We start from the raw sequence: 22,901 nt of genomic DNA on the forward strand, positions 1-22,901 counted from the left end.
TTATCGGAGTGTTGTGTCTTTCCCGTTGCGCTGAGCGCAACGGGAACTGACACTTCGATAACTTCGCGCACAACAGGTATGTACCACTTGACCTGGGACTGCCAGGGTCGCCGCATCATCCCTCCGGAAGGCGGTCCCCCCGTGAAGCGATCAGCGCTGCTCCCCCTGCCCGTCGTCGGGTGCCTGCTGCTCTCCGGCTGCGGCATCCTGTCGAGCGCGACGGGGGGTGTGACGCTCAACGTGGTGGCGGCCGACTACGGCGACAACGAGGCCAACTCCAGTACCCACTATTGGAACGACGTGGCCCGCCGGTTCCAGGCCGCCAACGCCGACATCAAGGTCAACGTCGAGGTGGTCAGCTGGACCGACATCGACAAGCGGGTCGCCGACCTGATCGCCAAGGGCAAGACCCCCGACATCGTCCAGACCGGCGGCTACGCCGACCAGGTCGCCGCCGACCGCCTCTACCCGGCCGGCGACGTGCTCTCCATCGACACCCAGGCCAACATCCTGGACTCCTTCGCCAAGGCCGGCCAGGTGCTCGGCAGCCAGTACGGCATACCGTTCATCGCCTCCAGCCGGGTGTTCGTCTACAACAAGGAGATCTTCCAGAAGGCCGGCATCGCCAACCCGCCCGCCACCTGGGACGAGCTGCGCAAGGACGCCGAACTCATCAAGGCCAAGGTCCCCGGCGTCACCCCGTACGCGCTCCCGCTCGGCCCCGAGGAGGCCCAGGGCGAGTCGATGATCTGGACCATGAGCGGCGGCGGCGGGCTCTCCGACAACGCCGGCAACTACACCATCGACAGCGCGCAGAACCGCGCCACCTTCGCCTGGCTGCGCACCAACCTGGTCGACAAGCACCTCACCTACGACGACCCCGCCAAGGTCGACCGCAAGACCGCCTTCGCCGACTTCACGGCCGGCAAGGTCGGCATGCTCAACGGCCACCCCGGCCTGATCGCCAAGGCCGTCAACGCGAACGTCCCGTACGGCACCACCGTCATCCCGCGCAAGGACGCGAGCGTCAAGACCACCACGCTCGGCGTCGCCGACTGGGTCATGGCGTTCAAGGCGGGCGGGCACAAGGCGGAGATCAAGAAGTTCCTCAACTTCCTGTACACCAAGGAGAACACCCTCAAGTTCGACGAGCAGTACAACATGCTGCCGGTCACCCAGGACACCCTCGAGGACATGGCCTCCAACCCCAACCACCACGACCTCACCGAGTTCCTGAACGCACTGCCGAACGCCAACTTCTACCCGCTCGGCGACCCGTCCTGGGACAAGGTCAGCAGCATGATCAAGCAGCGGATCGGCACCGCGGTGAAGCCCGGCGGCGACGACGTGCTGGCCGAGCTGCAGGGCGCCGCCGCCGCGGAGGCCGCGCGCGCCCGCAAGGGCTGACGCGGGCCGCGGTCGAGGGCCGACGGCTGCGGCGACGTGCCGTCGGCGGCTGCCGCTAGCCTGGGGGCGTGGCCGAACTGACCGAACGCGACCGGGCGGTGCTCGCACTGGAGGCCCGCGGCTGGCGGACCGCGGGCGCCAAGGAACAGGCGATCCGCGAGGAGCTCGGCATCTCCGCGACCCGCTACTACCAGCTGCTGGGCGCCCTGCTCGACCGCGAGGAGGCGCTGCGCGCCGACCCGGTGCTGGTCAACCGGCTGCGCCGGATCCGCGAGGAGCGGCGCGCCGCGCGGTAGGGCGGATCCACGGCGAATGCCGCCCGTGGCGGGCGGGCGGCGGGTAGCGTCGGGGCCATGGGAATTGCTGAGCAGATCACGTCCCAGGCGGGACGGGCCGGACTGGCGGGCCTGCTCGCCGATCCGCGGTCCGCGGTCGTCGGGCTCGACTTCGACGGCACGCTGGCCCCGATCGTCGCCGACCCGGACCGGGCCCGCGCCCATCCCGGCGTGCTGCCCGCCCTCACCGCGCTGGCCCCGCTGGTCGGCTCGGTCGTCGTGGTGACCGGCCGCCCCGCCGCCACGGCCGCCGCGTACGGCGGCTTCGCCGACGCTCCCGGCCTGGAACACCTCACCATCCTCGGCCACTACGGCGCCGAGCGCTGGGACGCCGCCACCGGCGCCGTGACCGCCCCCGAGCCGCCCGCCGGGGTGTCCGCGGTCCGCGACGAACTCCCCGCGCTGCTGGCCGCGTTGGGGGCGCCCGACGGGACGTTCACGGAGGACAAGGGGCGGGCGGTGGCGGTGCACACCCGGCGCACCGCCGATCCTGACGGCCTGTTGGACCTGCTCCGCGGCCCGCTCGCCGAACTCGCCCACCGCCACGGGCTGGTGGTCGAACCCGGGCGCATGGTGCTGGAACTGCGACCGCCCGGCGTCGACAAGGGCGTCGCCCTGCGGGGCTTCCTGGCGGAGCGCGACGCGAAGACGGTCCTGTTCGCCGGCGACGACCTCGGCGACCTCGCCGCCTACGACGAGGTCGACCGCCGCCGCGAGGCCGGACTGCCCGGCCTCCTGGTCTGCAGCGGCCCGGTCACCGGAGAGCCCCCCGTCCGGGCCCTCGCCGACCGCGCGGACCTGGTGGTCGCGGGGCCGGCGGGGGTGGTGGACGTGCTCAGCGCTGTCGCGGAACTGCTGCGGTAGCGCTTGGGGTGCTGCTCAGAGTGCGTTCAGCTGGTCGAGGAACCACTGCTGGGGCGGCAGCGCCGTCGCCGCCGCGGCCAGGCGCTTGGTGCGTTCGGCGCGTTCCGCGAGGGGCATGGTGAGGGCCTCGGCGAGGGCGTCGGCGGTGGCGATGACGTCGTAGGGGTTGACGGTGATCGCGTCGTCGGCGAGTTCCGCGTAGGCGCCGGCCTCCCGGGAGAGGACCAGGGCGCAGCCGTCGTCGGAGACCACGGGGACCTCCTTGGCGACCAGGTTCATGCCGTCGCGGATCGGGTTGACCAGGGCCACGTCGGCGATCCGGTAGGCGGCCAGCGAGCGCGGGAAGTCGTCGTTGACGTGCAGGATGAGCGGCTGCCACTCGGTGGTGCCGAACTCGTCGTTGATCTCCTGGGCGACCCGCTGCACCGCGGCGGTGTACTCGCGGTACTCGGGCAGGTCGTGCCGCGAGGGGTAGGCGAAGGCGATGTGCACCACCCGGCCCTGCCACTCGGGGCGGGTGCGCAGCAGGTGCCGGTAGGCGAGCAGGCCGCGGACGATGTTCTTGCTGAGCTCGGTGCGGTCGACCCGGACGATGGTGCGGCGGTCGCCGACCGCCTCGCGCAGGGCGGCGAGCCGGGCGTCCACGTCGGGCCGGTGGGCGCGCTCGCGCAGGAAGTCGGCGTCGGCGCCGAGGCCGTGGACGCCGAGCCGGGTGGTGCGGCCGTGGTAGGTGACGGCCAGCGCCTCGCGGTCCACGCTCGCGCCGAGGACGGCCTCGCAGCAGTCGGCGAAGGCGAGCGCCCAGCGGCGGGTGAGGAAGCCGGCCCGGTCGGCGCCGAGGATGCCCGCCAGGACGGCGGCGGCGACGTCGTCGGGGAGCATCCGGTAGTACTCGGGCGGGGCCCAGGGGGTGTGCGAGAAGTGGCCGATCCGCAGGTCGGGTCGGAGCTCGCGGAGCAGCGCGGGGGCCAGCGAGAGGTGGTAGTCCTGCACCAGGACGGCCGCGCCGGGGGCGGCCTCGGCGGCCAGCGCCTCGGCGAAGGCGGTGTTGTAGGCCCGGTAGGAGTCCCATTCGCGGCGGAACCGGTCGTCGAAGGACGGGCTGGTCGGGGTGTCGTACAGCAGGTGGTGGACGAACCACAGGGTGGAGTTGGCGACGCCGTTGTAGGCGCGGGCGAAGGTGCCGGGGTCGATGTCCAGCATCCGGACGGCCTGTCCGCCGACGTCGTGTCCGGCCAGGTCGAGGCGGCCGTCGGGGGCCTGCCGGGCGGCGGTGCGGTCGGCTTCGGAGAGCGCGGCGCAGACCCAGACCGCGGACGGGTCGTCGATCGCGGACAGCCCGGAGACCAGGCCGCCACCGCCTCTGCGGAGGGTCAGCGTGCCGTCGTCCCCGCTGCTGAAGGACACCGGACCGCGGTTGGAGGCCACCAGGATCGGGGCGGCTCCGGACTGCGTGGGGCGTTCGGACGCGTGATCGGCCATACAGCCAACCTTGCCGTGCGACCCCGTGACCAAACCACTCGGCACGACGGGCGGGGGTGAACAGTCGGGGGCGGACCCGGCGCCGCGGGTCCGGCGTTCAGCGGTCCCGGTACTCCGGGATGGCGGTCATCGGGGGCCGTTCGGTGGCCGGGACGGGATGGGTGGTGGGGGCGAAGCCGGTGGCGGTGCGGGTGTACTGGGTGAGCAGGGGGCGGAGCAGGTCCGGATCGGCCTTGAGGCGGTGGGTGCGGTCGAGGCGTTCCAGCGCGGTGCGGTAGATGGTGGCGGCCATCCGGCCGAGGGCCTGGCCGTCCTGGTGGCGGTGGTGCCGGATGCCGACGTCGACCTGGGCCAGCGCGTCCAGCCCGACCAGCTCCAACGCGTCGACCAGCAGGCCGAGTTCGACGCCGTAGCCGGTCGGGAAGGGCAGCCGCTCCAGCAGCGTGCGGCGGGCCGCGTACTCGCCGCCGAGCGGTTGGACGAAGCCCGCCAGGTGCGGCCAGTGCAGGTTGAGCAGCGGGCGGGCGACCAGTTCGGTGACCCGGCCGCCGCCCGCCGGGACGATCGCGACGCCGCCCGCGGCGGAGCCGCTCATCGACACCTCCAGCGGGCGGTCGTACATGGCCTTGACCAGGTGGATGTCGGGGTCGGTGAGCAGCGGGCCGACGATGCCGGAGACGAAGGCGGGGTCGAACTCGCGCAGGTCGGCGTCGACGAAGCAGACGATCGCGCCGCGGGTGACCATAAGCGAGCGCCACAGCACCTCGCCCTTGCCGGGCTCGGCGGGCAGCCGGGGGAGGATCGCGTCGCGGTGCACCACCCTGGCGCCGGCGGCGGCCGCCGCGGCGGCGGTGCCGTCCACCGAGCCGGAGTCGACCACCAGCAACTCGTCGACCAGCGGCACGCGTTCCATCAGCTCGGTGCGGATCGCGGTGACGATCTCGCCGACCGTGGGCTCCTCGTCCAGCGCGGGCAGCACCACGCTGACGGTTCCGGCCGGCCCGGCGGCGCGCTTGGCGGCGAGGAGCCGGTCGAGCGGCCGGTCGGCCGCGGTCCACGAGCGGCGGCGCAGCCACTCGGCCACCTCCGGCAGTACCCCGGGCACGGGCTGCTCGGCCAAGATCTCGCTCCCTGTCTCGCATCGTCTCGGGTATCGGACGGTGTGGGTCCGCAGTGCGGGCCTTCGGATACAGTCTTCGTACTGCGTTCCGACCTTCGCACGCCGGGGTCGTCCGCAGCGTAAGACCACAACTTCACAGAGCTCATCCAGAGGGACTGAGGGAACGGCCCGTTGAAGTCCCGGCAACCCTCCCGTACGGCCGTTTCGAGGCCGGCGGGACAGGTGCCAATTCCGTCCCGGACGCGACCGCGATCCGGGGAAGATGAGGAGAAAGGGCCTCGCCACCATGGCTTCTGACACTTCCGCACCCACTGTCGACCTCGGCCCCGCCGTCGCGCTGTCCTGTCGCGAGTGCGGCACCCGCTTCCCGCTCGGCCCGAGCTTCGCCTGCCTGGAGTGCTTCGGGCCGCTGGAGATCGCCTACGCCTACGACGGCTACGACGCCGAGGAGCTGCGCAAGCGGATCGAGGCCGGCCCGGCGTCGATCTGGCGCTACGCCCCGCTGCTGCCGGTGCCCGCGGACGTCGCGGACAAGCCCAACCTGAACCCGGGTTGGACCCCGCTGGTCAAGGCCGACAACCTCGGCCGCGAGCTGGGCTTCACCGCGCAGCTGCACATCAAGGACGACTCCGGCAACCCCACCCACTCCTTCAAGGACCGGGTGGTGGCCTGCGCGATCGAGGCCGCCCGGGCCTTCGACTTCACCACGCTGTCCTGCTCCTCCACCGGCAACCTGGCCGGCGCGGTGGGCGCCGCGGCCGCCCGGGCCGGCTTCAAGTCCTGCGTGTTCATCCCGCGCGACCTGGAGCAGGGCAAGGTCGTGATGGCCGGCATCTACGGCGGCGAGCTGGTCGGCATTGAGGGCAACTACGACGACGTGAACCGGTTCTGCTCCGAGCTGATCGGCGACTCGGCCGGCGAGGGCTGGGGCTTCGTCAACGTCAACCTCCGCCCGTACTACGGCGAGGGCTCCAAGACCCTGGCCTTCGAGATCTGCGAGCAGCTCGGCTGGCGGCTGCCCGAGCAGATCGTCATCCCGATCGCCTCCGGCTCCCAGCTCACCAAGATCGACAAGGGCCTGCAGGAGCTGATCAAGCTCGGCCTGGTCGAGGACCGGCCGTACAGGATCTTCGGCGCCCAGGCCGAGGGCTGCTCCCCGGTGTCGGCCGCGTTCAAGGCCGGCCGCGACGTGATCAAGCCGGTCAAGCCGGACACCATCGCCAAGTCGCTGGCGATCGGCAACCCGGCCGACGGCCCGTACGTGCTCGACATCGCCCGCCGCACCGGCGGCGCGGTCGAGGACGTCACCGACGCGCAGGTGGTCGAGGCGATCAAGCTGCTGGCCCGCACCGAGGGCATCTTCGCCGAGACCGCGGGCGGCGTGACCGTCGGCGTGCTGAAGAAGCTGGTCGAGACCGGTCAGCTCGACCCGTCCAAGGAGACCGTCGCGATCAACACCGGCGACGGCCTGAAGACCCTCGACGCGGTCTCCGACGCCGGCATGACCGCCGTGATCCGCCCGACGCTGGAGTCCTTCCGCGCCGCCGGCCTCGCCTCCGCCTGATCCCCCGGCCCATCCCCCCAGCCCCCCGAGGAGCCACCGCCATGAGCGCCACCGTCCGCATCCCGACCATCCTGCGCACCTACACCGGCGGCGCCGCCGAGGTGACCGCCGAGGGCGCCACCCTGGCCGCCGTCATCGCGGACCTGGAGGCCAACCACACCGGCATCTCCGCCCGCATCCTGGACGACACCGGCAAGCTGCGCCGCTTCGTCAACGTCTACGTGAACGACGACGACGTGCGCTTCGCCGAGGGCCTGGAGACCGAGATCAAGGACGGCTCCTCGGTGTCGATCATCCCGGCGGTGGCCGGCGGCTGCTGAGGCCGCGTCACTTTCCGCCCCGCCGCCGTCGGCCCGGAATTCCGATTTCCGGTGGCCGGCGGCGGCCGGGCGTGGTCCCCGCGGAAATGCGCCGCACACCTGCGGCTATCCGCCCGGCGGGGCGCTGGAAATCCCGCGGGGGCGGGGGAGTAGAGTGCCGGGCAAGGGCCGTTCCCCTCCTCGGCGCCTTTCAATCCTTCGTTTTTGCGCACCACGCTCCGCGCCGACGCCGCTTCGTCCCGCGCTCTGAGACGCGCGTAGGACCGGATACCGCCACTTCTGTCAGGCCGCCGTCAGAATTCTTCCGGCAATTTGCGGTGACAGGTCCGTTATGTCCGGTGGCAATTGTGCAGCTCTGCGCCTTTCGCCCCGTCATATCCCCATCGGCGGACGGCCATTCCCCGAAAGTTGGGCCTGTTGCAGAGGGCGCTTATCCGGATACATTCAGCCGCGACAGAGGCTGCGCCTTAGGGGGGGAGTCCCCAGGAGCGGCCTTCCAGACCTCTGGGTCCGCGGTCCCGCGGATCTCTGAAGGGCCAGCACAGCACAAGGGGAGTTCGGAATGGCTCAGGGCACCGTCAAGTGGTTCAACGCCGAGAAGGGCTACGGCTTCATCGCGGTCGACGGTGGAGCGGACGTGTTCGTCCACTACAGCGCGATCCAGATGGACGGCTACCGCACCCTGGAGGAAGGGCAGCGGGTCGAGTTCGAGATCTCGCAGGGTCAGAAGGGTCCGCAGGCCGACATGGTCCGCGCGGCCTCGGGTGCCTGATCCGGCCCGGTAGTCCACACACACGCCGACAGGCCCGTACGACCACGGTCGTGCGGGCCTGTCCGCGTTCCCGGGCGCAGGCGGGAGCGCCCGCGGACGCCCGGGCGCGGTGCGCGAATGGGCTTGCACTCGACACCCGAGAGTGCTAATCATTGGCGTTAGCACTCACAGTGTGAGAGTGACAAACGGACCGGGCCGGTGAGGCCCCGGGAGCGGTAGGGGAAGGGACCCCCGCTCGCTGGGCCGTCCGTCGCGGGCACCCCTTGGTCCGAGCAGTCGACCGTGTCCCGGAGGACCACTTCTGATGGCCAAGATCATCGCCTTTGACGAGGAAGCCCGCCGCGGCCTTGAGCGTGGCATGAACCAGCTTGCCGACGCCGTGAAGGTCACGCTCGGCCCGAAGGGTCGCAACGTCGTCCTGGAGAAGAAGTGGGGCGCCCCCACGATCACCAACGACGGTGTCTCCATCGCCAAGGAGATCGAGCTCGAGGACCCCTACGAGAAGATCGGCGCGGAGCTCGTCAAGGAGGTCGCCAAGAAGACCGACGACGTCGCGGGTGACGGCACCACCACCGCCACCGTGCTCGCCCAGGCGCTCGTCCGCGAGGGTCTGCGCAACGTCGCCGCCGGCGCCAACCCGATGGCCCTGAAGCGCGGCATCGAGAAGGCCGTCGCCGCCGTCTCCGACCAGCTCCTGGCCCAGGCCAAGGACGTCGAGACCAAGGAGCAGATCGCCTCCACCGCCTCGATCTCCGCCGCCGACACCCAGATCGGCGAGCTCATCGCCGAGGCGATGGACAAGGTCGGCAAGGAAGGCGTCATCACCGTCGAGGAGAGCAACACCTTCGGCCTGGAGCTCGAGCTCACCGAGGGCATGCGCTTCGACAAGGGCTACATCTCCGCCTACTTCGCCACCGACCTGGAGCGCATGGAGGCGAGCTTCGAGGACCCGTACATCCTCATCGCCAACTCCAAGATCTCCTCGGTCAAGGACCTCCTCCCGCTGCTGGAGAAGGTCATGCAGAGCGGCAAGCCGCTGGTCATCATCGCCGAGGACGTCGAGGGCGAGGCCCTGTCGACCCTGGTCGTGAACAAGATCCGCGGCACCTTCAAGTCCGTCGCCGTCAAGGCCCCGGGCTTCGGCGACCGTCGCAAGGCCATGCTCGGCGACATCGCCATCCTCACCGGCGGCACCGTGATCTCCGAGGAGGTCGGCCTCAAGCTCGAGAACGCGGGCCTCGACCTGCTGGGCACCGCCCGCAAGGTGGTCATCACCAAGGACGAGACCACCATCGTCGACGGTGGCGGCGACAGCGACCAGGTCGCCGGCCGGGTGAACCAGATCCGCGCCGAGATCGAGAACTCCGACTCGGACTACGACCGCGAGAAGCTCCAGGAGCGCCTCGCCAAGCTGGCCGGCGGCGTGGCCGTCATCAAGGCCGGCGCGGCCACCGAGGTCGAGCTCAAGGAGCGCAAGCACCGCATCGAGGACGCGGTGCGCAACGCCAAGGCCGCCGTCGAGGAGGGCATCGTCGCCGGTGGTGGCGTCGCCCTGCTGCAGGCCGGTGTCGCGTTCGACAAGCTGGAGCTCGAGGGCGACGAGGCCACCGGTGCCAACATCGTCCGCGTGGCGCTCGAGGCCCCGATCAAGCAGATCGCGACCAACGCCGGCCTCGAGGGCGGCGTCGTGGTCGAGAAGGTCCGCAACCTGCCCGCCGGCCACGGCCTGAACGCCGCGACCAACGAGTACGTGGACCTCATCGGCGCCGGCATCATCGACCCGGCCAAGGTCACCCGCTCCGCCCTCCAGAACGCCGCCTCCATCGCGGCGCTCTTCCTCACCACCGAGGCCGTCATCGCCGACAAGCCGGAGAAGGCCGCCGCGGCCGCCGGCGGCGGCATGCCGGGCGGTGACATGGACTTCTGATCCCGCCCGGGATCGGCGAGTCCTGATCGCTTCGCAGGGGCGGTCTCCCTTCACGGGGAGGCCGCCCCTGCGGCGTTCGCTGCGCGGGAGGCTGGGCAGGTGTAACGGTCTCTGCCGGACCGCCGGCGGGAGCGGGACGTTCCGAGGGCCGACGCGCCGAGATCGACGGAGGGCAGATCCAGGTCGCGTTGCCGGAGCCGTTCGGGGTGGAGTTGAGCAGTGAGGGGTTCCCGGCGGTGGGGTGAGCTGCGGGAGAATGGGTGGATGGCCAGTTCTGAGATCGAATCCGCCCTGCACAGCGCTCGGGCGCTGATCCTTGCCGACCTGACTGCCCGGGATGTGGCGGAGGCGGCGATCGTTTCGCTGGTCGAGGATGCGGTGACGCATCGGCGGTGGTGGCTCGAACAGTGGCCGGACGGGACCGAGTTCGTGCTGGGGCTGATCGCGCAGGACGTGCAGGACGCGCTGCTGGAGGGCTACGGGCGGTGGCCGCTGTGTGCCTCGTGCGCGGCCGACGACGATCCCCACGCGTTGAGTGTGGAGCCGGAGTTGGGGCCTGATCCGCACTGGGTGTGCGGGCAGCGCGGGGTGGTCGTCGCCCCCGTCGGCGGGCTGACGTGATCCTCGTCGACCCGCCGAACTGGCCCGGCCACGGCAAGTGGTGGTCGCACCTGGTCAGCGACGTCTCGTACGAGGAACTGCACGCCTTCGCCGCGACCCTGGGCGCCCCGGCGAAGGCCTTCGAACGCGACCACTACGACATCCCGGCCGCCTGGTACGACAAGGCAGTGGCGCTCGGCGCGAGCCCGGTCGGCAGCAAGGAGCTGGTGGCGCGGCTGACGGCGGCGGGCCTGCGGCGCAGGAAGCGGTAGCGCGGGTCAGCTCTCCAGCGTCCTGAGCTCCTCCGCCAGGTTCTCGCGGGCCCGGGCGTCGAACCGTTCGCGGGCCTCCGGGGTGCGGTAGAGGGCGGGGAGGGCGAGCAGCTGCCGCAGGATCGCGGCGCGGCCCTCGCGGAAGGCGTCGTCCGGGACGAAGGCGTACTCCTCGCGGACGGCGGCGGCGTAGGCGGCGTACCGGTCGGGGGCGCCGCCGAGGACGGCGAGGTCGGCGTCGCAGAGGACTTCGCCGTTGCGGTCGCCGGGTTCGGGGTGGTGGGTGACGGTGAGTCGGACCAGCCGGACGGTCTCGGCGACCAGCGGTTCGGGCAGGCCGGCCTCGCGCAGCGCGCGTTCGGCGAGGGCGGCGCTGCGCTCCTCGTTCTCGGAGCGGTCGGGCCGGTAGACGGCGTCGTGGAACCAGGCGGCGAGGCGGACGGCGTCCGCGTCCTCGGCGTGCGCGGCCAGCGTGTCCACGTGGTCGAGGACGGCCACCAGGTGGTCGGTGGTGTGGTAGCGCCGCTGCGGTTCGGCCCAGCGGCCGAGCAGGTCGCGGCCGTACGGCTCGGGGTCTGCGGTGGCACCGCAGCGGGTCAGCAGGGCGTGCCAGCGCTCGGACGGCGATGCGGTCATGACGGTCATTCTGCTCCCTCGCCCGGACCGGCCGACATCGCCTAGCCTATATGTAGTTCACCGACTTATGTCGCACACTTGAGCATCTCTCGATCGCGAGCTATACATACTCGGTATGCAAGACGTTTCGCTGCTCGAAGGGGGAGCCATGTCCGGACCGAGTGCGCAGCCGGTGCTGCGCCTGGAGGGAGTCGGCCGGGTGCACGGTCGCGGCGCGGCCGAGGTGCACGCGCTGCGCGAGTTGGACCTGACCGTGAGCGCCGGGGAGTTCGTGGCGGTGATGGGGCCGTCCGGCTCCGGGAAGTCGACCCTGCTGGCGCTGGCCGGCGGCCTGGACCGGCCCAGCACCGGCCGGGTGCTCGTCGAGGGGACGCCGCTGGAGGGCCTGAGCCGGGCCCGGCTGGCCGACGTGCGCCGCCGCGCGGTGGGCTACGTGTTCCAGGACTACAACCTGATACCGGCCCTGACCGCGGCCGAGAACATCGCGCTGCCACGGGAGTTGGACGGCGCCTCGGCCCGGACGGCGCGCCGCGAGGCGCTGGCCGCGCTGGCGGAGCTGGGCATCGGTGAGCTGGCCGACCGGTTCCCCGACGACATGTCGGGCGGCCAGCAGCAACGCGTCGCGATCGGCCGGGCGCTGATCGGCGAGCGCCGGCTGGTGCTCGCCGACGAGCCGACCGGCGCGCTGGACTCGGCCACCGGCGAGGCCGTTCTCGGGGTGCTGCGGGCCCGCTGCGACGCGGGCGCGGCGGCGGTGATGGTCACTCACGACCCGGGGCACGCGGCCTGGGCGGACCGGGTGGTCTTCCTGCGCGACGGCCGGATCACCGACCAGTCGGTGCAGCAGCGGATCGAGGTGGCCCGGTGAGCGCCCGGGCCTGGCGGGCCGCACTGCGGATCGCCCGCCGCGACGCCCGGCGGGCGGCCGGTCGCAGTGCCCTGGTGCTGGCCATGGTCGCGCTGCCGGTGCTGGGCGTGGCGGGGGCCGATGTGGTCTACCGCAGCGGGCAGTTGACCGCCGCCGAGCGTTCGGACCGGCTGCTCGGCCACGGCGACGCACTGATCGGGGCGTACGCCCCGGGCCGGACGATCGAGCAGGCGGTGTTCCCCGACGACGGGGTGCGCACCCTGCCGCAGGACCCCGCCGCCCCGCCGAGCGCGGTCCAGCTGCGCGCCGCCACCACCGAACCGGCCCGCCTGATCGGGGAGTTGCTGCCCCCGGGCAGCACCCTGGTGCCGGCCAGGACCGGACCGGCGGCCGCCGTGCACACCCGGGACGGGCTGACCCCGACCGACACCTTCGAGGCCGACCTGACCCGCCCGATCTGGCAGGGCAAGGTCGACCTGGTGGCCGGCCGGGCGCCCGCCGCCCCGCACGAGGCCGCCGCCACCCCGGCGTTCCTGGCGCAGACCGGGCTGCGGCTCGGCGACACCGTCACCGTCAAGGGCCTGGAGTCCGCACCGTTCACCCTGACCGGCACCGTCGAGCACCCCGGTGACCTGCGGAAGGCCGAACTGGTCGCCCGGCCCGGCGAGTTGTACGGCCCGCTGGACGCCGCGCAGGCCGCCGCGGGCGTCGCGCCGCTGGGCGCGGACGCCGAGGACGCCGCCGCCCGGAAGGCCGCCTGGCTGGTCGAACTGCCCGCCGGCGCCCGGCTCGACTGGCCGCAGGTCCAGGAGTTCAACCGCCACGGCTACACGGTGACCGCCCGTCAGGTGGCGCTGCACCCGCCCGCCGAGGCGATGGCCCGGCAGGACGCCGTCGGCGCCGCGGACCAGCGCGAGCGCACCGCGATGACGGTGGCCACCACGGCCGGCCTGGCGCTGCTGGAGGTGGCCCTGCTGGCCGGCCCGGCGTTCGCCATCGGCGCCCGGCAGGCCCGGCGGCAGCTCGCCCTGCTGGGCGCGGCCGGCGGCCGGCCCGGGCACGTCCGGGCGGTGGTGCTCGGTGGCGGCCTGCTGCTGGGGGCGGCCGGTGCCGGACTCGGCACGGTGCTCGGCTGCACCCTGGTCGCCGTCCTGCGGCCCTGGCTGGAACAGGCGGGCGGCAGCCGGTTCGGGCACCTGGCGCTGCACCCGGCCGACCTGCTGCCGATCGCCGCGATCGGCGTGGCGACCGCGGTGCTGGCGGCGCTGCTGCCCGCCGTCCAGGCCGGCCGCCGCGAGGTGCTGGCCGGGCTGACCGGCCGCGACGAGGTCCGTCCGCCCGGCCGGTGGGTGCCGCTGCTCGGCGCGGCGGTGGTCGCGGCGGGCGTCGCGCTGGCGCTGTACGGGGCGGTCGCCGAACCGACCGGCGGGGCCGCGGTGCTGGCCGGGCTGTCCGTCCGCACCCTGGCGGTGCTGGCCGGCGCGGTCACCGCGGAGCTCGGCCTGCTGCTGTTCACCCCGCCGCTGCTCGCCCTGTGCGGCCGGCTCGCCCGCCGCCTGCCGCTCGGCCCCCGGCTCGCCCTGCGCGACACCGCCCGGCACCGCTCCCGCACCGCGCCCGCGGTCGCCGCCGTGCTCGCCGCGGTCGCCGGAGCGGTCGCGGTCGGCGTGCACACCACCGGCGCCGAAGCCCAGGACCGGGCCGCCTATCAGCTCCGACGCCCCGTCAACTCGGTCCAGCTGGACGCCCTCGGCGAGAGCGCCGCCCTGCCGCAACTGCGCACCGCCCTCGCCCAGGACCTGCCGGACCTCGGCGAACGCGCCGACCTCGGCCAGGCGGTGTACGTCTTCTGCCAGGGCTGCAAGGCCACCGTCCACGCCGAGGGGGGCCAGCGCTACGGGCGGCCCGACACCAGCCCGCTGGTGGTCGGCGACGCCGCCGTCCTGCACAACCTGCTGGCCCTGCACGACCCCGCCGCCGAAGCCGCCCTGGCCGCCGGGAAGGTCGTCGTCACCGACCCCGCCTACCTGCACGACGGCCAGGTCCGGCTGCGCATGCAGGGCGCCGCGGGGACGGCGGAGCGGGAGCAGAGCATCCCGGGCGTGCTGGTCGAGCGGCCCGCCACGCAGCGGTACGCGCCGCTGGTGGTCGGCGCGCAGACGGTCCGCGGGCTCGGCCTGGCCGTCGAGCCGACCGGGTCGATCTGGCTGCCGGCCGCACCGCCCGTCGAGAAGGCCGAACGGCGGGCCGCCGCCACCGTGGCCCGGCTCGCCCCGTACGCGGTGCTGGAGGTCGAGCGCGGCTACCGGCCGGCCGACAGCCTGATCGGTGTCGCCCTCAGCGCCTTCGCCGCCTTGGTGGTGCTCGGCGCCGCCGTGGTCGCCACCGCGCTCGCGGCCGCCGACGCCCGCCGGGACGCCGCCGTGCTCACCGCGATCGGCGCCCGGCCGCGCACCCGGCGCACCCTGGCCGGACTCCAGGCCGGGCTGATCACGCTGCTCGGCGCGGCGCTCGGCGCGGTCGGCGGCGCCGTCCCCGCGTTCGCCCTGCTGCGCTCCCGCGCCGCCGGACAGCTCGGCGCGCCCGCGGTCCGGCTCGCGGACGCGCCCTGGCCGACGATCGCGCTGCTCGTGCTGGCGCTGCCGGTGTTGGCCGGACTGCTCGCCGCGGCCCGCCGGCCGGGCGAGGGCGGTGCGACCGGTGGGCGGTGGCGCCCGCGGCGTGCGGGTGCGCACGGTGCGACCGGTGGGCGGTGGGCTCCGGTCAGTGGGCGCCGGGGATGGCGCGGATAGGCCGGTCGGCGATATATGTAGGTGCATGACCGAACGCGCCCTGCAGGAGCCCACCCTGCTGCTGCTCACCGCCCTCGCGGACGCCCCCCGGCACGGATACGCGCTGATCCAGGAGGTCGACGCGATCTCCGGGGGGCGGGTGCGGATGCGCACCGGCACGCTCTACGGCGCCCTCGACCGGCTGCTCCAGCAGGGCCTGATCGAGGTCGCCGCCGAGGAGATCGTCGACGGCCGGGCCCGCCGCAGCTACGCCCTGACCGGTGCCGGCCGCGAGCTGCTGACCGCCGAGGCCGAGCGCCTGCGCACCGTGGCCGCCGAGGCCCAGCGCCGCCTCGGCGGCCACGCCCGCCCGCACGGGGCCACCGCGTGACCGCCCGGCCGGTCGCCCTGCGCACCGCCCTCGCCCTCTACCCCGCCCGCTACCGCCGCGACCGGGGCACCGAACTCGCCGAGGTCTTCGCCGACACCACCGCCGGCGCGGGCCGCCTCGCCACCGCCCGCGAAGCACTCGACCTCGCCGCCTACGGCCTGCGGCTGCGCACCCGCCTGACCGCCACCACCCCCGGCGGCCGCCTGCTCGCCGCCGCCGCGCCGCTGCTCGCCGGAGCCCTGGTCGGCCTGGGCGCCTTCCCCGGAGACCCGCGCACCCGCGAGGTGCTGAGCGCGGCCCGGGCCGGACTGGGGCTCGAACTCCCCGTGCTGGGCCTCGCCGTGGTCCCGCCGCTGCTCGCCGTCGCCGCGGCGCTCGGCGTCTGGCGGGCCGCCCGGGTGCTGGCCCTCGGTGTCGCGCTGCTCGCGGCGCTGCGGCTCGGCCTGCTCGTCGGCTCCGCCGCGGACTGGTGGCTGCTGCTGTACGGGGCCACCGCGCTGGTGCCGTACCTGGCGGGTGCGGCGTTGCTGGTCGCCGCGCCGCCGGAGCTGCTGGAGCGGCCCGGCCGGTGGTGGGTGGCCGTCGGGGCGGTGGGCGGCTGGCTGCTGACGCAGGCTCAGGGTGGTTTCGACACCCGGTACCTGATGGACGGTTGGTGGCCGGTCGGACTGCTGGTCGTCCCGTCGGCGCTCACGGTGCTGGGCGCGGCGCGGGGCCGGCTGCTGCCCGCGGCGGTCGGCGTCGCGGTGCTGCCGCTGACCGGGGCGTTCAGCCTGTTCAGCCTGTGGGAGCAGGTCGGCGGGGTCCCGCGGCTGCTGCCGTGGGCGGCCGGCGTCGCGCTCGGGCTGGCGGCGGCCGGACGGCTGCTGGCGGCCGGTCAGGCCGGGCGGGCGCGCAGCCGGGCGCGCCGGGCGCTCGGCTAACGGGGCGCGAACGGGGGAGGAAGCTCGGCCGAACGACGGCGGGGGGTCGCCCGGGGCGGGTCGATGTGGCAGGCTATCGGATATGTCTAGACCAATGTTCGAAGTCATCGCGCTGACCCCTCACGATGCCCGGGCCGCCGAGACGGGAGGCGCCGACCGGCTCGAACTGGTCACCGACATGGCCGCCGACGGGCTCACCCCCTCGGTCGCGGACTTCGCCGCGATCCGCGCCGCGGTGTCGCTGCCGCTGCGGGTCATGCTCCGCATCCGCGACGGCTTCACCCCCGGCGACCTCGACGACCTGCTGGCCCGCACCGCCGCCCTGCGCGCCGAGGGCGCCGAGGAGTTCGTCTTCGGCTTCCTCACCGCCGACGGGCAGGTCGACCTCCCCGCCACCCGCGCCGTCGCCGACGCCGCGGCCGGCTGCGCCTGGACGTTCCACCGGGCCATCGACCACAGCGCCGACCGCTCCGAGGTCCGCGCGGCCGTCGCCGAACTGCCCGGCCTCGACACCTTCCTCACCTCCGGCGCCGCGACCGGCGTCGACGCCGGCCAGGAAGTCCTCGCCGGCGAACTCGCCAAGTCCGGCGAACCCGGCTACCGCCAGCAGATCCTGGTCGGCGGCGGCCTCCGCGCCGAACACGTCCCCGCCCTCCGCGCCGCGGGCTTCGACGCCTTCCACATCGGCGGCGCCGTCCGCACCGGCGGCTGGGAGGGCGCCGTCGACCCGGCGAAGGTCGCGCAGTGGCGGACGCTCATCGGCGAGTGAGCCACCAGGGGAGTCGGCTACGGTGCCAGTTCCTCCGGGAGGGGGTCGGTGTGGAGGACCGCCAGGCCGGAGACGGCGCGGGTGAGGGCGACGTAGAGGCGGCGTAGGCCGGTGCGGTGGTCGGGCTCGCCGTGGATGATCGCGGTGGGTTCGTCGAGGACCACGTAGTCGTACTCGAGGCCCTTGGCGAGGGAGGCCGGGACCAGGGTGAGGCGGGATTCGGCGGTGGTCTCGGTGCCGGGGGCGAGGTGGGGCAGGCCCGCGGCGGTGAGGGCTTCGGCGAGCGCCGGGATGCGGTCGTCGGCGGCGATCAGGCCGACGGAGCCCTCGTGCCGGAGCGCCGCCCGGCAGGCCTCGACCACGGCGTCCGGCAGCCCGCCGTCCGGGACCTGGCGGATCGTCAGCGAGCCGGGGGCGTCGCGGACGGAGGTGGCGGGGGCCAGCCCGGGGGCGATCGCGGGCAGCAGCCGGGAGGCGTAGGCGATCACCTCGCCGGGGACGCGGAAGCCCTGGGTGAGCTCCTCGATGTGGGCGCCGTCCTTGCCGAGGTGGTGCAGGGCCTCCTGCCAACTTCCGGTCGCCCAGGGGGTGGTGCCCTGGGCGAGGTCGCCGAGGACGGTCGCGGAGCCGGTGGTGCAGCGGCGGCCGACGGCCCGGTACTGCATGGGGGAGAGGTCCTGCGCCTCGTCGATGACCACGTGGCCGAGCGAGGCGGTGCGGTGCACCAGGTCGGTGGTCTCGTCGATCAGGACGGCGTCGGCGGCGGACCACGGGGCGGTGCGGGCGGAGCGCGGCGGCTTGGCCCACAGGATCGCCTGCTGCTCGTCCGGGGCGAGGATGCCCTCCGCCGCGGCGGCCAGGAACACGGGGTCGGAGAGCAGCCGGTGCACCAGCTTGACCGGGTCGACCGGCGGCCAGCAGGCCTTGACCACGGCCTTGACCGCCGCGTTGCGGGCGACGGCGTCCTGGACCCGGTCGTCGGGGGCCTCGCCGCCCTGCTCCATCTTGACCAGGACGGCGTGCGCGATGCGCTGCGGGAGGGCCTCCGCCGCGGCGCCGTAGCGGATCTCACGGTCCATCAACTCGCGGATGATCTCCTCGAGTTCGTAGGCGGGGACGCGCCAGCGGCGGGAGCCGCGGACCACCACGCAGGGCTCGGTCGGCACGGTGATCCCGGAGCGGACGGCCCGGCGCAGCACCTCGGCCATCCGGGCGTCGCCCTTGATCCTGGCGGTGCCGGCGGCGTCGACGCCGCGCACCTCGACGTGGCCGACCAGGTCCTGGACGGTGGCCTGGGCGACGTCCAGCTCGCCGAGGGCGGGCAGCACCTGCTCGATGTACTGCAGGAACGAGCGGTTCGGGCCGACCACCAGGGTGCCGGTGCGGGCGAGGCGCTCGCGGTGTGCGTAGAGCAGGTAGGCGACGCGGTGCAGGCCGACCGCGGTCTTCCCGGTGCCGGGGGCGCCCTGGACGCAGACGGTGCCGGTGACGTCGGCGCGGACGATCTCGTCCTGCTCGGGCTGGATGGTGGCGACGATGTCCCGCATCGGGCCGACACGGGGCTTCTCGATCTCCGCGGCGAGCAGCGCCGACCTGGTGTCGGACTCCGCGGGGTCGGACAGGTTCTCGTCCTCGTAGGCCGTCAGCTCGCCGCCGGTGTACCCGAACCGGCGGCGCTTGGCGACGTCCATCGGCTCGGTGCGGCTGGCCCGGTAGAACGGCTGGGAGACCGGGGCGCGCCAGTCGATGACCATCGGGTCGCCGCCGGCGTCGTGGACGTGCCGGCGGCCGATGTAGAAGCGCTCGCCGCCGCTGCCCTCCGACTCGGCCTCGCTGATCGCGTGCAGGTAGTCGAGGCGGCCGAAGAACAGCGGGGTGTGGGCGAGGTCGGCGAGCGCCTTGATCCGCTCGTCGATCTGCCTCTGCAGGACCAGCGAGGAGACCCAGGTGCCGGTGACGTCGCGCAGGTCGAGGGCCTCGACGTCCTCGCGCATCGCGCGCAGCGCCGCGCGGGAGGAGGAGAGGTGGGCGCGCTCGCGACCCAGCGGATCGGCGTCGGTGGCGGTTTCGGTGGTGGGGGAGTGCACGGCGGACCTTCCCGGCCGCGCGCAACAGGGGCGGCCGACTCGTCGGGAGAGCTCACGGTGAAGGACACCGGCCGGTTGCCGAGCGGTCGGTACTCCCACGGCTGCCGACGGCACAGGCACCACGGTTCGGGAGGGGCAGACGGACGATCTTAGACCTGCGGTGCTCGGGGTGCGAATCGTTTTCCACTCGGGGTTCACCCCTCCCCTGGTCTCAGGGGCGGTACGCCGCGAGGACGACTTCGGTCCCACCGGCTCGGGTCTTCGGGCTGATGCCCGGCCGGGGCGCCCCGACCTAGCGTGGAAGCATGACGACCGAACGAGTGAACCCCCAGGTCAGCGGCGGCAGCGCCGCCACCGGCCGCCGCCGGAGCCCCGTGGCGGCGGCCGTCCGCAACGTCGGGATCGTGCTCGACACCGCCGCGCGCGTGCTCTTCCTCGGGCGCGACGGCGTCAAGCTGTAGCAGCCCCTACAGGTCGTCGGCGTCGACGATCCGGTAGGCGTAGCCCTGCTCGGCCAGGAAGCGCTGGCGGTGCGCGGCGAAGTCCTGGTCGACGGTGTCCCGGGCGACCACCGAGTAGAAGTGCGCGGCGTGCCCGTCGGCCTTGGGCCGCAGCACCCGGCCGAGGCGCTGGGCCTCCTCCTGGCGGGAGCCGAAGGTGCCGGACACCTGGATGGCGACGGTGGCCTCCGGCAGGTCGATGGAGAAGTTCGCCACCTTGGAGACCACCAGCACGCTGATCTCCTTGGTGCGGAACGCCTCGAACAGCTTCTCGCGCTGGGCGTTGGAGGTCTCGCCCTTGATCACCGGGGCGTCCAGCGCCTCGCCCAACTCGTCCAGCTGGTCGATGTACTGGCCGATGACCAGGGTCTGGTCGCCCTTGTGCTTCTCCACCAGCCGCTCGACCACCCGGCGCTTGGTCGCCGTGGTGGAGCAGAAGCGGTACTTCTCCTCCGGCTCGGCGGTGGCGTACATCAGGCGCTCCGAGTCGGAGAGCGTCACCCGCACCTCGCAGCAGTCGGCGGGCGCGATGTAGCCCTGCGCCTCGATCTCCTTCCACGGCGCGTCGAACCGCTTCGGGCCGATCAGGCTGAACACGTCGCCCTCCCGGCCGTCCTCGCGCACCAGCGTCGCGGTCAGGCCGAGCCGGCGACGGGCCTGCAGGTCGGCGGTGAACTTGAACACCGGCGCGGGCAGCAGGTGCACCTCGTCGTAGACCACCAGGCCCCAGTTGCGGGCGTCGAACAGCTCCAGGTGCGGGTAGACGCCCTTCCGCTTGGTGGTCATCACCTGGTACGTGGCGATGGTGACCGGACGGATCTCCTTGCGGGTACCGGAGTACTCGCCGATCTCGTCCTCGGTCAGCGAGGTCCGCTTCACCAGCTCGTGCTTCCACTGCCGGGCCGAGACCGTGTTGGTGACCAGGATCAGCGTGGTCGACTTCGCCTCCGCCATCGCGGCCGCGCCGACCAGCGTCTTGCCGGCGCCGCAGGGCAGCACCACCACGCCGCTGCCGCCGTGCCAGAAGCCCTCCACCGCCTGCCGCTGGTACGGCCGCAGCTGCCAGCCGTCCTCGTCCAGGTCGATCGGGTGCGCCTCGCCGTCCACGTACCCGGCGTGGTCCTCGGCCGGCCAGCCCAGCTTCAGCAGCACCTGCTTGATCTGCCCGCGCTCCGACGGGTGCACCACCACCGCGTCCGGATCGACCCGGGCCCCCACCAGCGGCGCGATCTTCTTCGACCGCAGCACCTCCTCCAGCACCGGCCGGTCCGTGGTGCTCAGCACCAGCCCGTGCACCGGGTGCTTCTGCAACTGCAGCCGCCCGTACCGGGCCATGGTGTCCGCGACGTCGACCAGCAGCGCGTGCGGCACCGGGTAGCGCGAGTACTTCACCAGCGCGTCCACCACCTGCTCCGCGTCGTGCCCCGCGGCCCGGGCGTTCCACAGCCCCAGCGGCGTCACCCGGTACGTGTGGATGTGCTCCGGCGCGCGCTCCAACTCGGCGAACGGCGCGATCACCCGCCGGCACTCCGCCGCCTGCGGATGGTCGATCTCCAACAGCAGCGTCTTGTCGCTCTGGACGATCAGCGGTCCGTTCACGTCCGTGCATCCCCTTCCGGCCGGGCCAAACCTCCAGTGTGCCGCATCAGCCCATGAAGAAGTTGTGGCCGACGTCCGGCGGGATGACCTCCTGGACCGGCTTGGTGACGCCGGGGGCGGGGAGGGGGGCGCCGGGGAGGGGGCCGCCGGGGTGCTGGAGGAGGGTGACGCCGTCCTGGTCGAAGAGTTCGCGGTAGCCGCGGGCCAGCAGCGAGGCGCGGTACTCGGCCTGCTCGGGGTCGCGCTGGAACGGGAAGGCGCGGTGGGTGTAGCGCAGCACCACGTACTCCTGGCCGCGCGGGACGCCGTCGGCGAGCACCACCTGAGTGCGGTTGGTCAGGCGCGGGGCCACCTGGTTGTCGGCCTCCACGGTGGCGCCGTCCGGGATCAGCGCGGCGGCCCGGGTCAGCGCGGCCAGCTCCGGCTTCGGCTGCCACTCGTACGGCAGCAGCAGGTGGTAGAGGCCGAGTCCGGCGGAGGCGGCGAGTGTGAGGGCGGCGGCGGTGGCGCCCAGCCGGCGGGCGAGCACCCGGCGGTCCTGAGCCCAGAGCAGGCCGAGCGCCTCGATCGCGGCGGTGACCAGGATCGGCCACAGGAACGCGTCGTAGTGCCGGGCGATCGACCAGTGGTTGGGGTTGTCGGAGAGGATCCGCTCGGCCAGCAGCGGCAGCGCGACCAGCGAGGTCGCGGAGCGCAGCGGCAGAGCGGCCGTGGTGACGACCAGCCAGGTTAGCAGGACCGGCTTCAGCGGGCTGGAGAACGCGGACTCCACCAGCAGCCACGGATGGCCCAGGACGTGCCGCAGCGCCTCGCCGCCGTTCGCGCCGAGCTGCCCGTAGTTCCAGTAGTAGCCCGGCTCGCCGCCCATCGCCGGGATCAGGTAGCCGATCTCGACCGCACTGGCCAGCGGACCGCCCAGCAGCAGCGCCCAGCCGAACGCCTGCGCCCGCCGGTCGCCGCCGCCCCGCTCGCGCAGCAGCACCACCGCGCCGAACGCCGCGACCGCCAGCCCCAGGTCCTCCTTGGTCGCGCACAGCAGCAGCGCCGCCAGTCCGGCGGTGACCCAGCGCCGGGCCCCGGCCCGCTCGAACAGCACCAGGAACAGCGGGACGGCGAACCCCACCTCGTGGAAGCCGCCGCGTGCCGAGATCAGCAGCGGCCAGCCCAGGCCGTACACCAGCGCGCCCAGGTCGCGGACCCGGCGGCGCACGCCGTCGTCGGCGCGGGCGAACGACCGGTCGGCGATCCGGCGCACCAGCGGGACGCCCGCCGCGAACAGCGCGGACTGGGCGATCAGCAGCATCCGCGGGTCGTCCCACACCCAGTACAGCGGGGCGAGCAGCGCCAGCACCGGCGAGAAGTGGTCGCCGAGCAGCGAGAAGCCCGCCGGGAACTCGTGGTGGACGCTCTTCAACGTGGAGACCGGCAGTTCGAAGTGCGCGTAGCCGCGCACGCCCTGGTCGAAGATCCCGAGGTCGAACCCGCCGAGCTGCAGGGCGCTCCACTGCTGCAGGCCGAGCGCCAGGCAGACCGCGAAGCAGAGCAGGGTGAACAGGACGGTGCGGTGGCGGCGGGTCAGCCGCGCCCCCGCGGTGCGGGCCGGCGCCGCGGGGGCGGCGGTGCTCGGCGGAGCGGAGGCAGTGGTCACGTCTCTGGTCCCGTCGGGGGGCCGCTGGGCCCCGGTCGGCCAGGTG

21 protein-coding genes and 1 riboswitch are annotated in these 22,901 nt (G+C 73.6%); of the genes, 15 read left to right on the forward strand and 6 right to left on the reverse strand.

The window, feature by feature from the left end:
* The first annotated feature begins 141 nt into the window (after positions 1-141).
* From ACWD4U_RS07860 to otsB, 3 genes are all read left to right on the forward strand, one after another.
* The gene (locus tag ACWD4U_RS07860; RefSeq protein ID WP_363457984.1) at positions 142-1,407 is read left to right on the forward strand and encodes an extracellular solute-binding protein; all 1,266 of its coding nucleotides are present in this window, start codon (positions 142-144) and stop codon (positions 1,405-1,407) included.
* A 68-nt stretch (positions 1,408-1,475) separates the two neighbouring features.
* Positions 1,476-1,703, forward strand: coding sequence for a DUF3263 domain-containing protein (locus ACWD4U_RS07865; protein WP_363457986.1), 228 nt, complete (start codon positions 1,476-1,478; stop codon positions 1,701-1,703).
* 57 nt (positions 1,704-1,760) lie between these two features.
* Complete coding sequence (gene otsB, locus ACWD4U_RS07870; protein WP_363457989.1) at positions 1,761-2,606, forward strand: trehalose-phosphatase; 846 nt, start codon at positions 1,761-1,763, stop codon at positions 2,604-2,606.
* A 15-nt stretch (positions 2,607-2,621) separates the two neighbouring features.
* Here the strand turns inward: otsB and ACWD4U_RS07875 are convergent, their stop codons facing one another.
* Positions 2,622-4,088, reverse strand: coding sequence for an alpha,alpha-trehalose-phosphate synthase (UDP-forming) (locus ACWD4U_RS07875; protein WP_363457992.1), 1,467 nt, complete (start codon positions 4,086-4,088; stop codon positions 2,622-2,624).
* Positions 4,089-4,185: 97 nt separating this feature from the next.
* A complete protein-coding gene (locus ACWD4U_RS07880) occupies positions 4,186-5,208 on the reverse strand; it encodes a glucosyl-3-phosphoglycerate synthase (RefSeq protein ID WP_363457994.1) in 1,023 nt (340 codons plus the stop codon).
* A 139-nt stretch (positions 5,209-5,347) separates the two neighbouring features.
* A riboswitch (SAM riboswitch) is annotated at positions 5,348-5,477 on the forward strand.
* Between the two features lie 17 nt (positions 5,478-5,494).
* On the opposite strand from ACWD4U_RS07880, the gene thrC reads away from it, so the two are divergent.
* From thrC to ACWD4U_RS07910, 6 genes are all read left to right on the forward strand, one after another.
* Entirely contained in the window at positions 5,495-6,772 is a 1,278-nt protein-coding gene (thrC, locus tag ACWD4U_RS07885; protein ID WP_363457997.1) for a threonine synthase, read from the forward strand.
* A 41-nt stretch (positions 6,773-6,813) separates the two neighbouring features.
* Positions 6,814-7,092, forward strand: a complete 279-nt coding sequence (locus tag ACWD4U_RS07890) for a MoaD/ThiS family protein (RefSeq protein WP_354641865.1) — start codon at positions 6,814-6,816, stop codon at positions 7,090-7,092.
* Between the two features lie 562 nt (positions 7,093-7,654).
* A complete protein-coding gene (locus tag ACWD4U_RS07895; protein WP_363458001.1) occupies positions 7,655-7,864 on the forward strand; it encodes a cold-shock protein in 210 nt (69 codons plus the stop codon).
* A 304-nt stretch (positions 7,865-8,168) separates the two neighbouring features.
* On the forward strand, positions 8,169-9,791 hold the full coding sequence (gene groL / locus ACWD4U_RS07900; protein WP_363458003.1) for a chaperonin GroEL: 1,623 nt from the start codon (positions 8,169-8,171) through the stop codon (positions 9,789-9,791).
* Positions 9,792-10,055: 264 nt separating this feature from the next.
* Entirely contained in the window at positions 10,056-10,412 is a 357-nt protein-coding gene (locus tag ACWD4U_RS07905; protein WP_363458006.1) for a hypothetical protein, read from the forward strand.
* The gene (locus tag ACWD4U_RS07910; RefSeq protein WP_363458009.1) at positions 10,409-10,663 is read left to right on the forward strand and encodes a DUF4031 domain-containing protein; all 255 of its coding nucleotides are present in this window, start codon (positions 10,409-10,411) and stop codon (positions 10,661-10,663) included. Before ACWD4U_RS07905 ends, ACWD4U_RS07910 begins: the two co-directional genes overlap by 4 nt.
* A gap of 6 nt (positions 10,664-10,669) precedes the next feature.
* On the opposite strand, the gene ACWD4U_RS07915 is transcribed toward ACWD4U_RS07910, so the two are convergent.
* Positions 10,670-11,299, reverse strand: coding sequence for an HD domain-containing protein (locus ACWD4U_RS07915; protein ID WP_363458012.1), 630 nt, complete (start codon positions 11,297-11,299; stop codon positions 10,670-10,672).
* Between the two features lie 148 nt (positions 11,300-11,447).
* Between ACWD4U_RS07915 and ACWD4U_RS07920 the strand changes: the two genes are divergently transcribed.
* The 5 genes from ACWD4U_RS07920 to ACWD4U_RS07940 all read left to right on the forward strand — a co-directional run bounded on the left by ACWD4U_RS07920 (position 11,448) and on the right by ACWD4U_RS07940 (position 17,021).
* The gene (locus ACWD4U_RS07920) at positions 11,448-12,167 is read left to right on the forward strand and encodes an ABC transporter ATP-binding protein (RefSeq protein ID WP_363458015.1); all 720 of its coding nucleotides are present in this window, start codon (positions 11,448-11,450) and stop codon (positions 12,165-12,167) included.
* Positions 12,164-14,959 carry an FtsX-like permease family protein gene (locus tag ACWD4U_RS07925; protein ID WP_363458017.1) on the forward strand — a complete coding sequence of 932 codons (2,796 nt, stop codon included), beginning with the start codon at positions 12,164-12,166 and terminating at the stop codon, positions 14,957-14,959. The genes ACWD4U_RS07920 and ACWD4U_RS07925 overlap by 4 nt, the downstream gene beginning before the upstream one ends.
* Before the next feature lie 25 nt (positions 14,960-14,984).
* Complete coding sequence (locus ACWD4U_RS07930) at positions 14,985-15,329, forward strand: PadR family transcriptional regulator (RefSeq protein ID WP_363458019.1); 345 nt, start codon at positions 14,985-14,987, stop codon at positions 15,327-15,329.
* A complete protein-coding gene (locus tag ACWD4U_RS07935) occupies positions 15,326-16,252 on the forward strand; it encodes a hypothetical protein (RefSeq protein WP_363458022.1) in 927 nt (308 codons plus the stop codon). The genes ACWD4U_RS07930 and ACWD4U_RS07935 overlap by 4 nt, the downstream gene beginning before the upstream one ends.
* A 94-nt stretch (positions 16,253-16,346) precedes the next feature.
* Entirely contained in the window at positions 16,347-17,021 is a 675-nt protein-coding gene (locus tag ACWD4U_RS07940; RefSeq protein ID WP_449787137.1) for a copper homeostasis protein CutC, read from the forward strand.
* Positions 17,022-17,038: 17 nt separating this feature from the next.
* Here ACWD4U_RS07940 and ACWD4U_RS07945 read toward each other — a convergent pair whose 3' ends face one another.
* Positions 17,039-19,108 (reverse strand): HelD family protein, encoded by a 2,070-nt coding sequence (locus ACWD4U_RS07945; RefSeq protein WP_363458027.1) that lies wholly within the window; start codon positions 19,106-19,108, stop codon positions 17,039-17,041.
* Positions 19,109-19,413: 305 nt separating this feature from the next.
* Here ACWD4U_RS07945 and ACWD4U_RS07950 point away from each other — a divergent pair, with 305 nt between their 5' ends.
* Entirely contained in the window at positions 19,414-19,569 is a 156-nt protein-coding gene (locus ACWD4U_RS07950; protein ID WP_363458030.1) for a hypothetical protein, read from the forward strand.
* 6 nt (positions 19,570-19,575) lie between these two features.
* Here the strand turns inward: ACWD4U_RS07950 and ACWD4U_RS07955 are convergent, their stop codons facing one another.
* Both ACWD4U_RS07955 and ACWD4U_RS07960 read right to left on the reverse strand, forming a co-directional pair.
* Complete coding sequence (locus ACWD4U_RS07955) at positions 19,576-21,207, reverse strand: DNA repair helicase XPB (RefSeq protein ID WP_363458033.1); 1,632 nt, start codon at positions 21,205-21,207, stop codon at positions 19,576-19,578.
* A gap of 46 nt (positions 21,208-21,253) precedes the next feature.
* Positions 21,254-22,855 carry a DUF2079 domain-containing protein gene (locus ACWD4U_RS07960; protein ID WP_363458036.1) on the reverse strand — a complete coding sequence of 534 codons (1,602 nt, stop codon included), beginning with the start codon at positions 22,853-22,855 and terminating at the stop codon, positions 21,254-21,256.
* Positions 22,856-22,901 lie beyond the last annotated feature (46 nt).

Source organism: Kitasatospora sp. NPDC002522 (assembly GCF_053595195.1).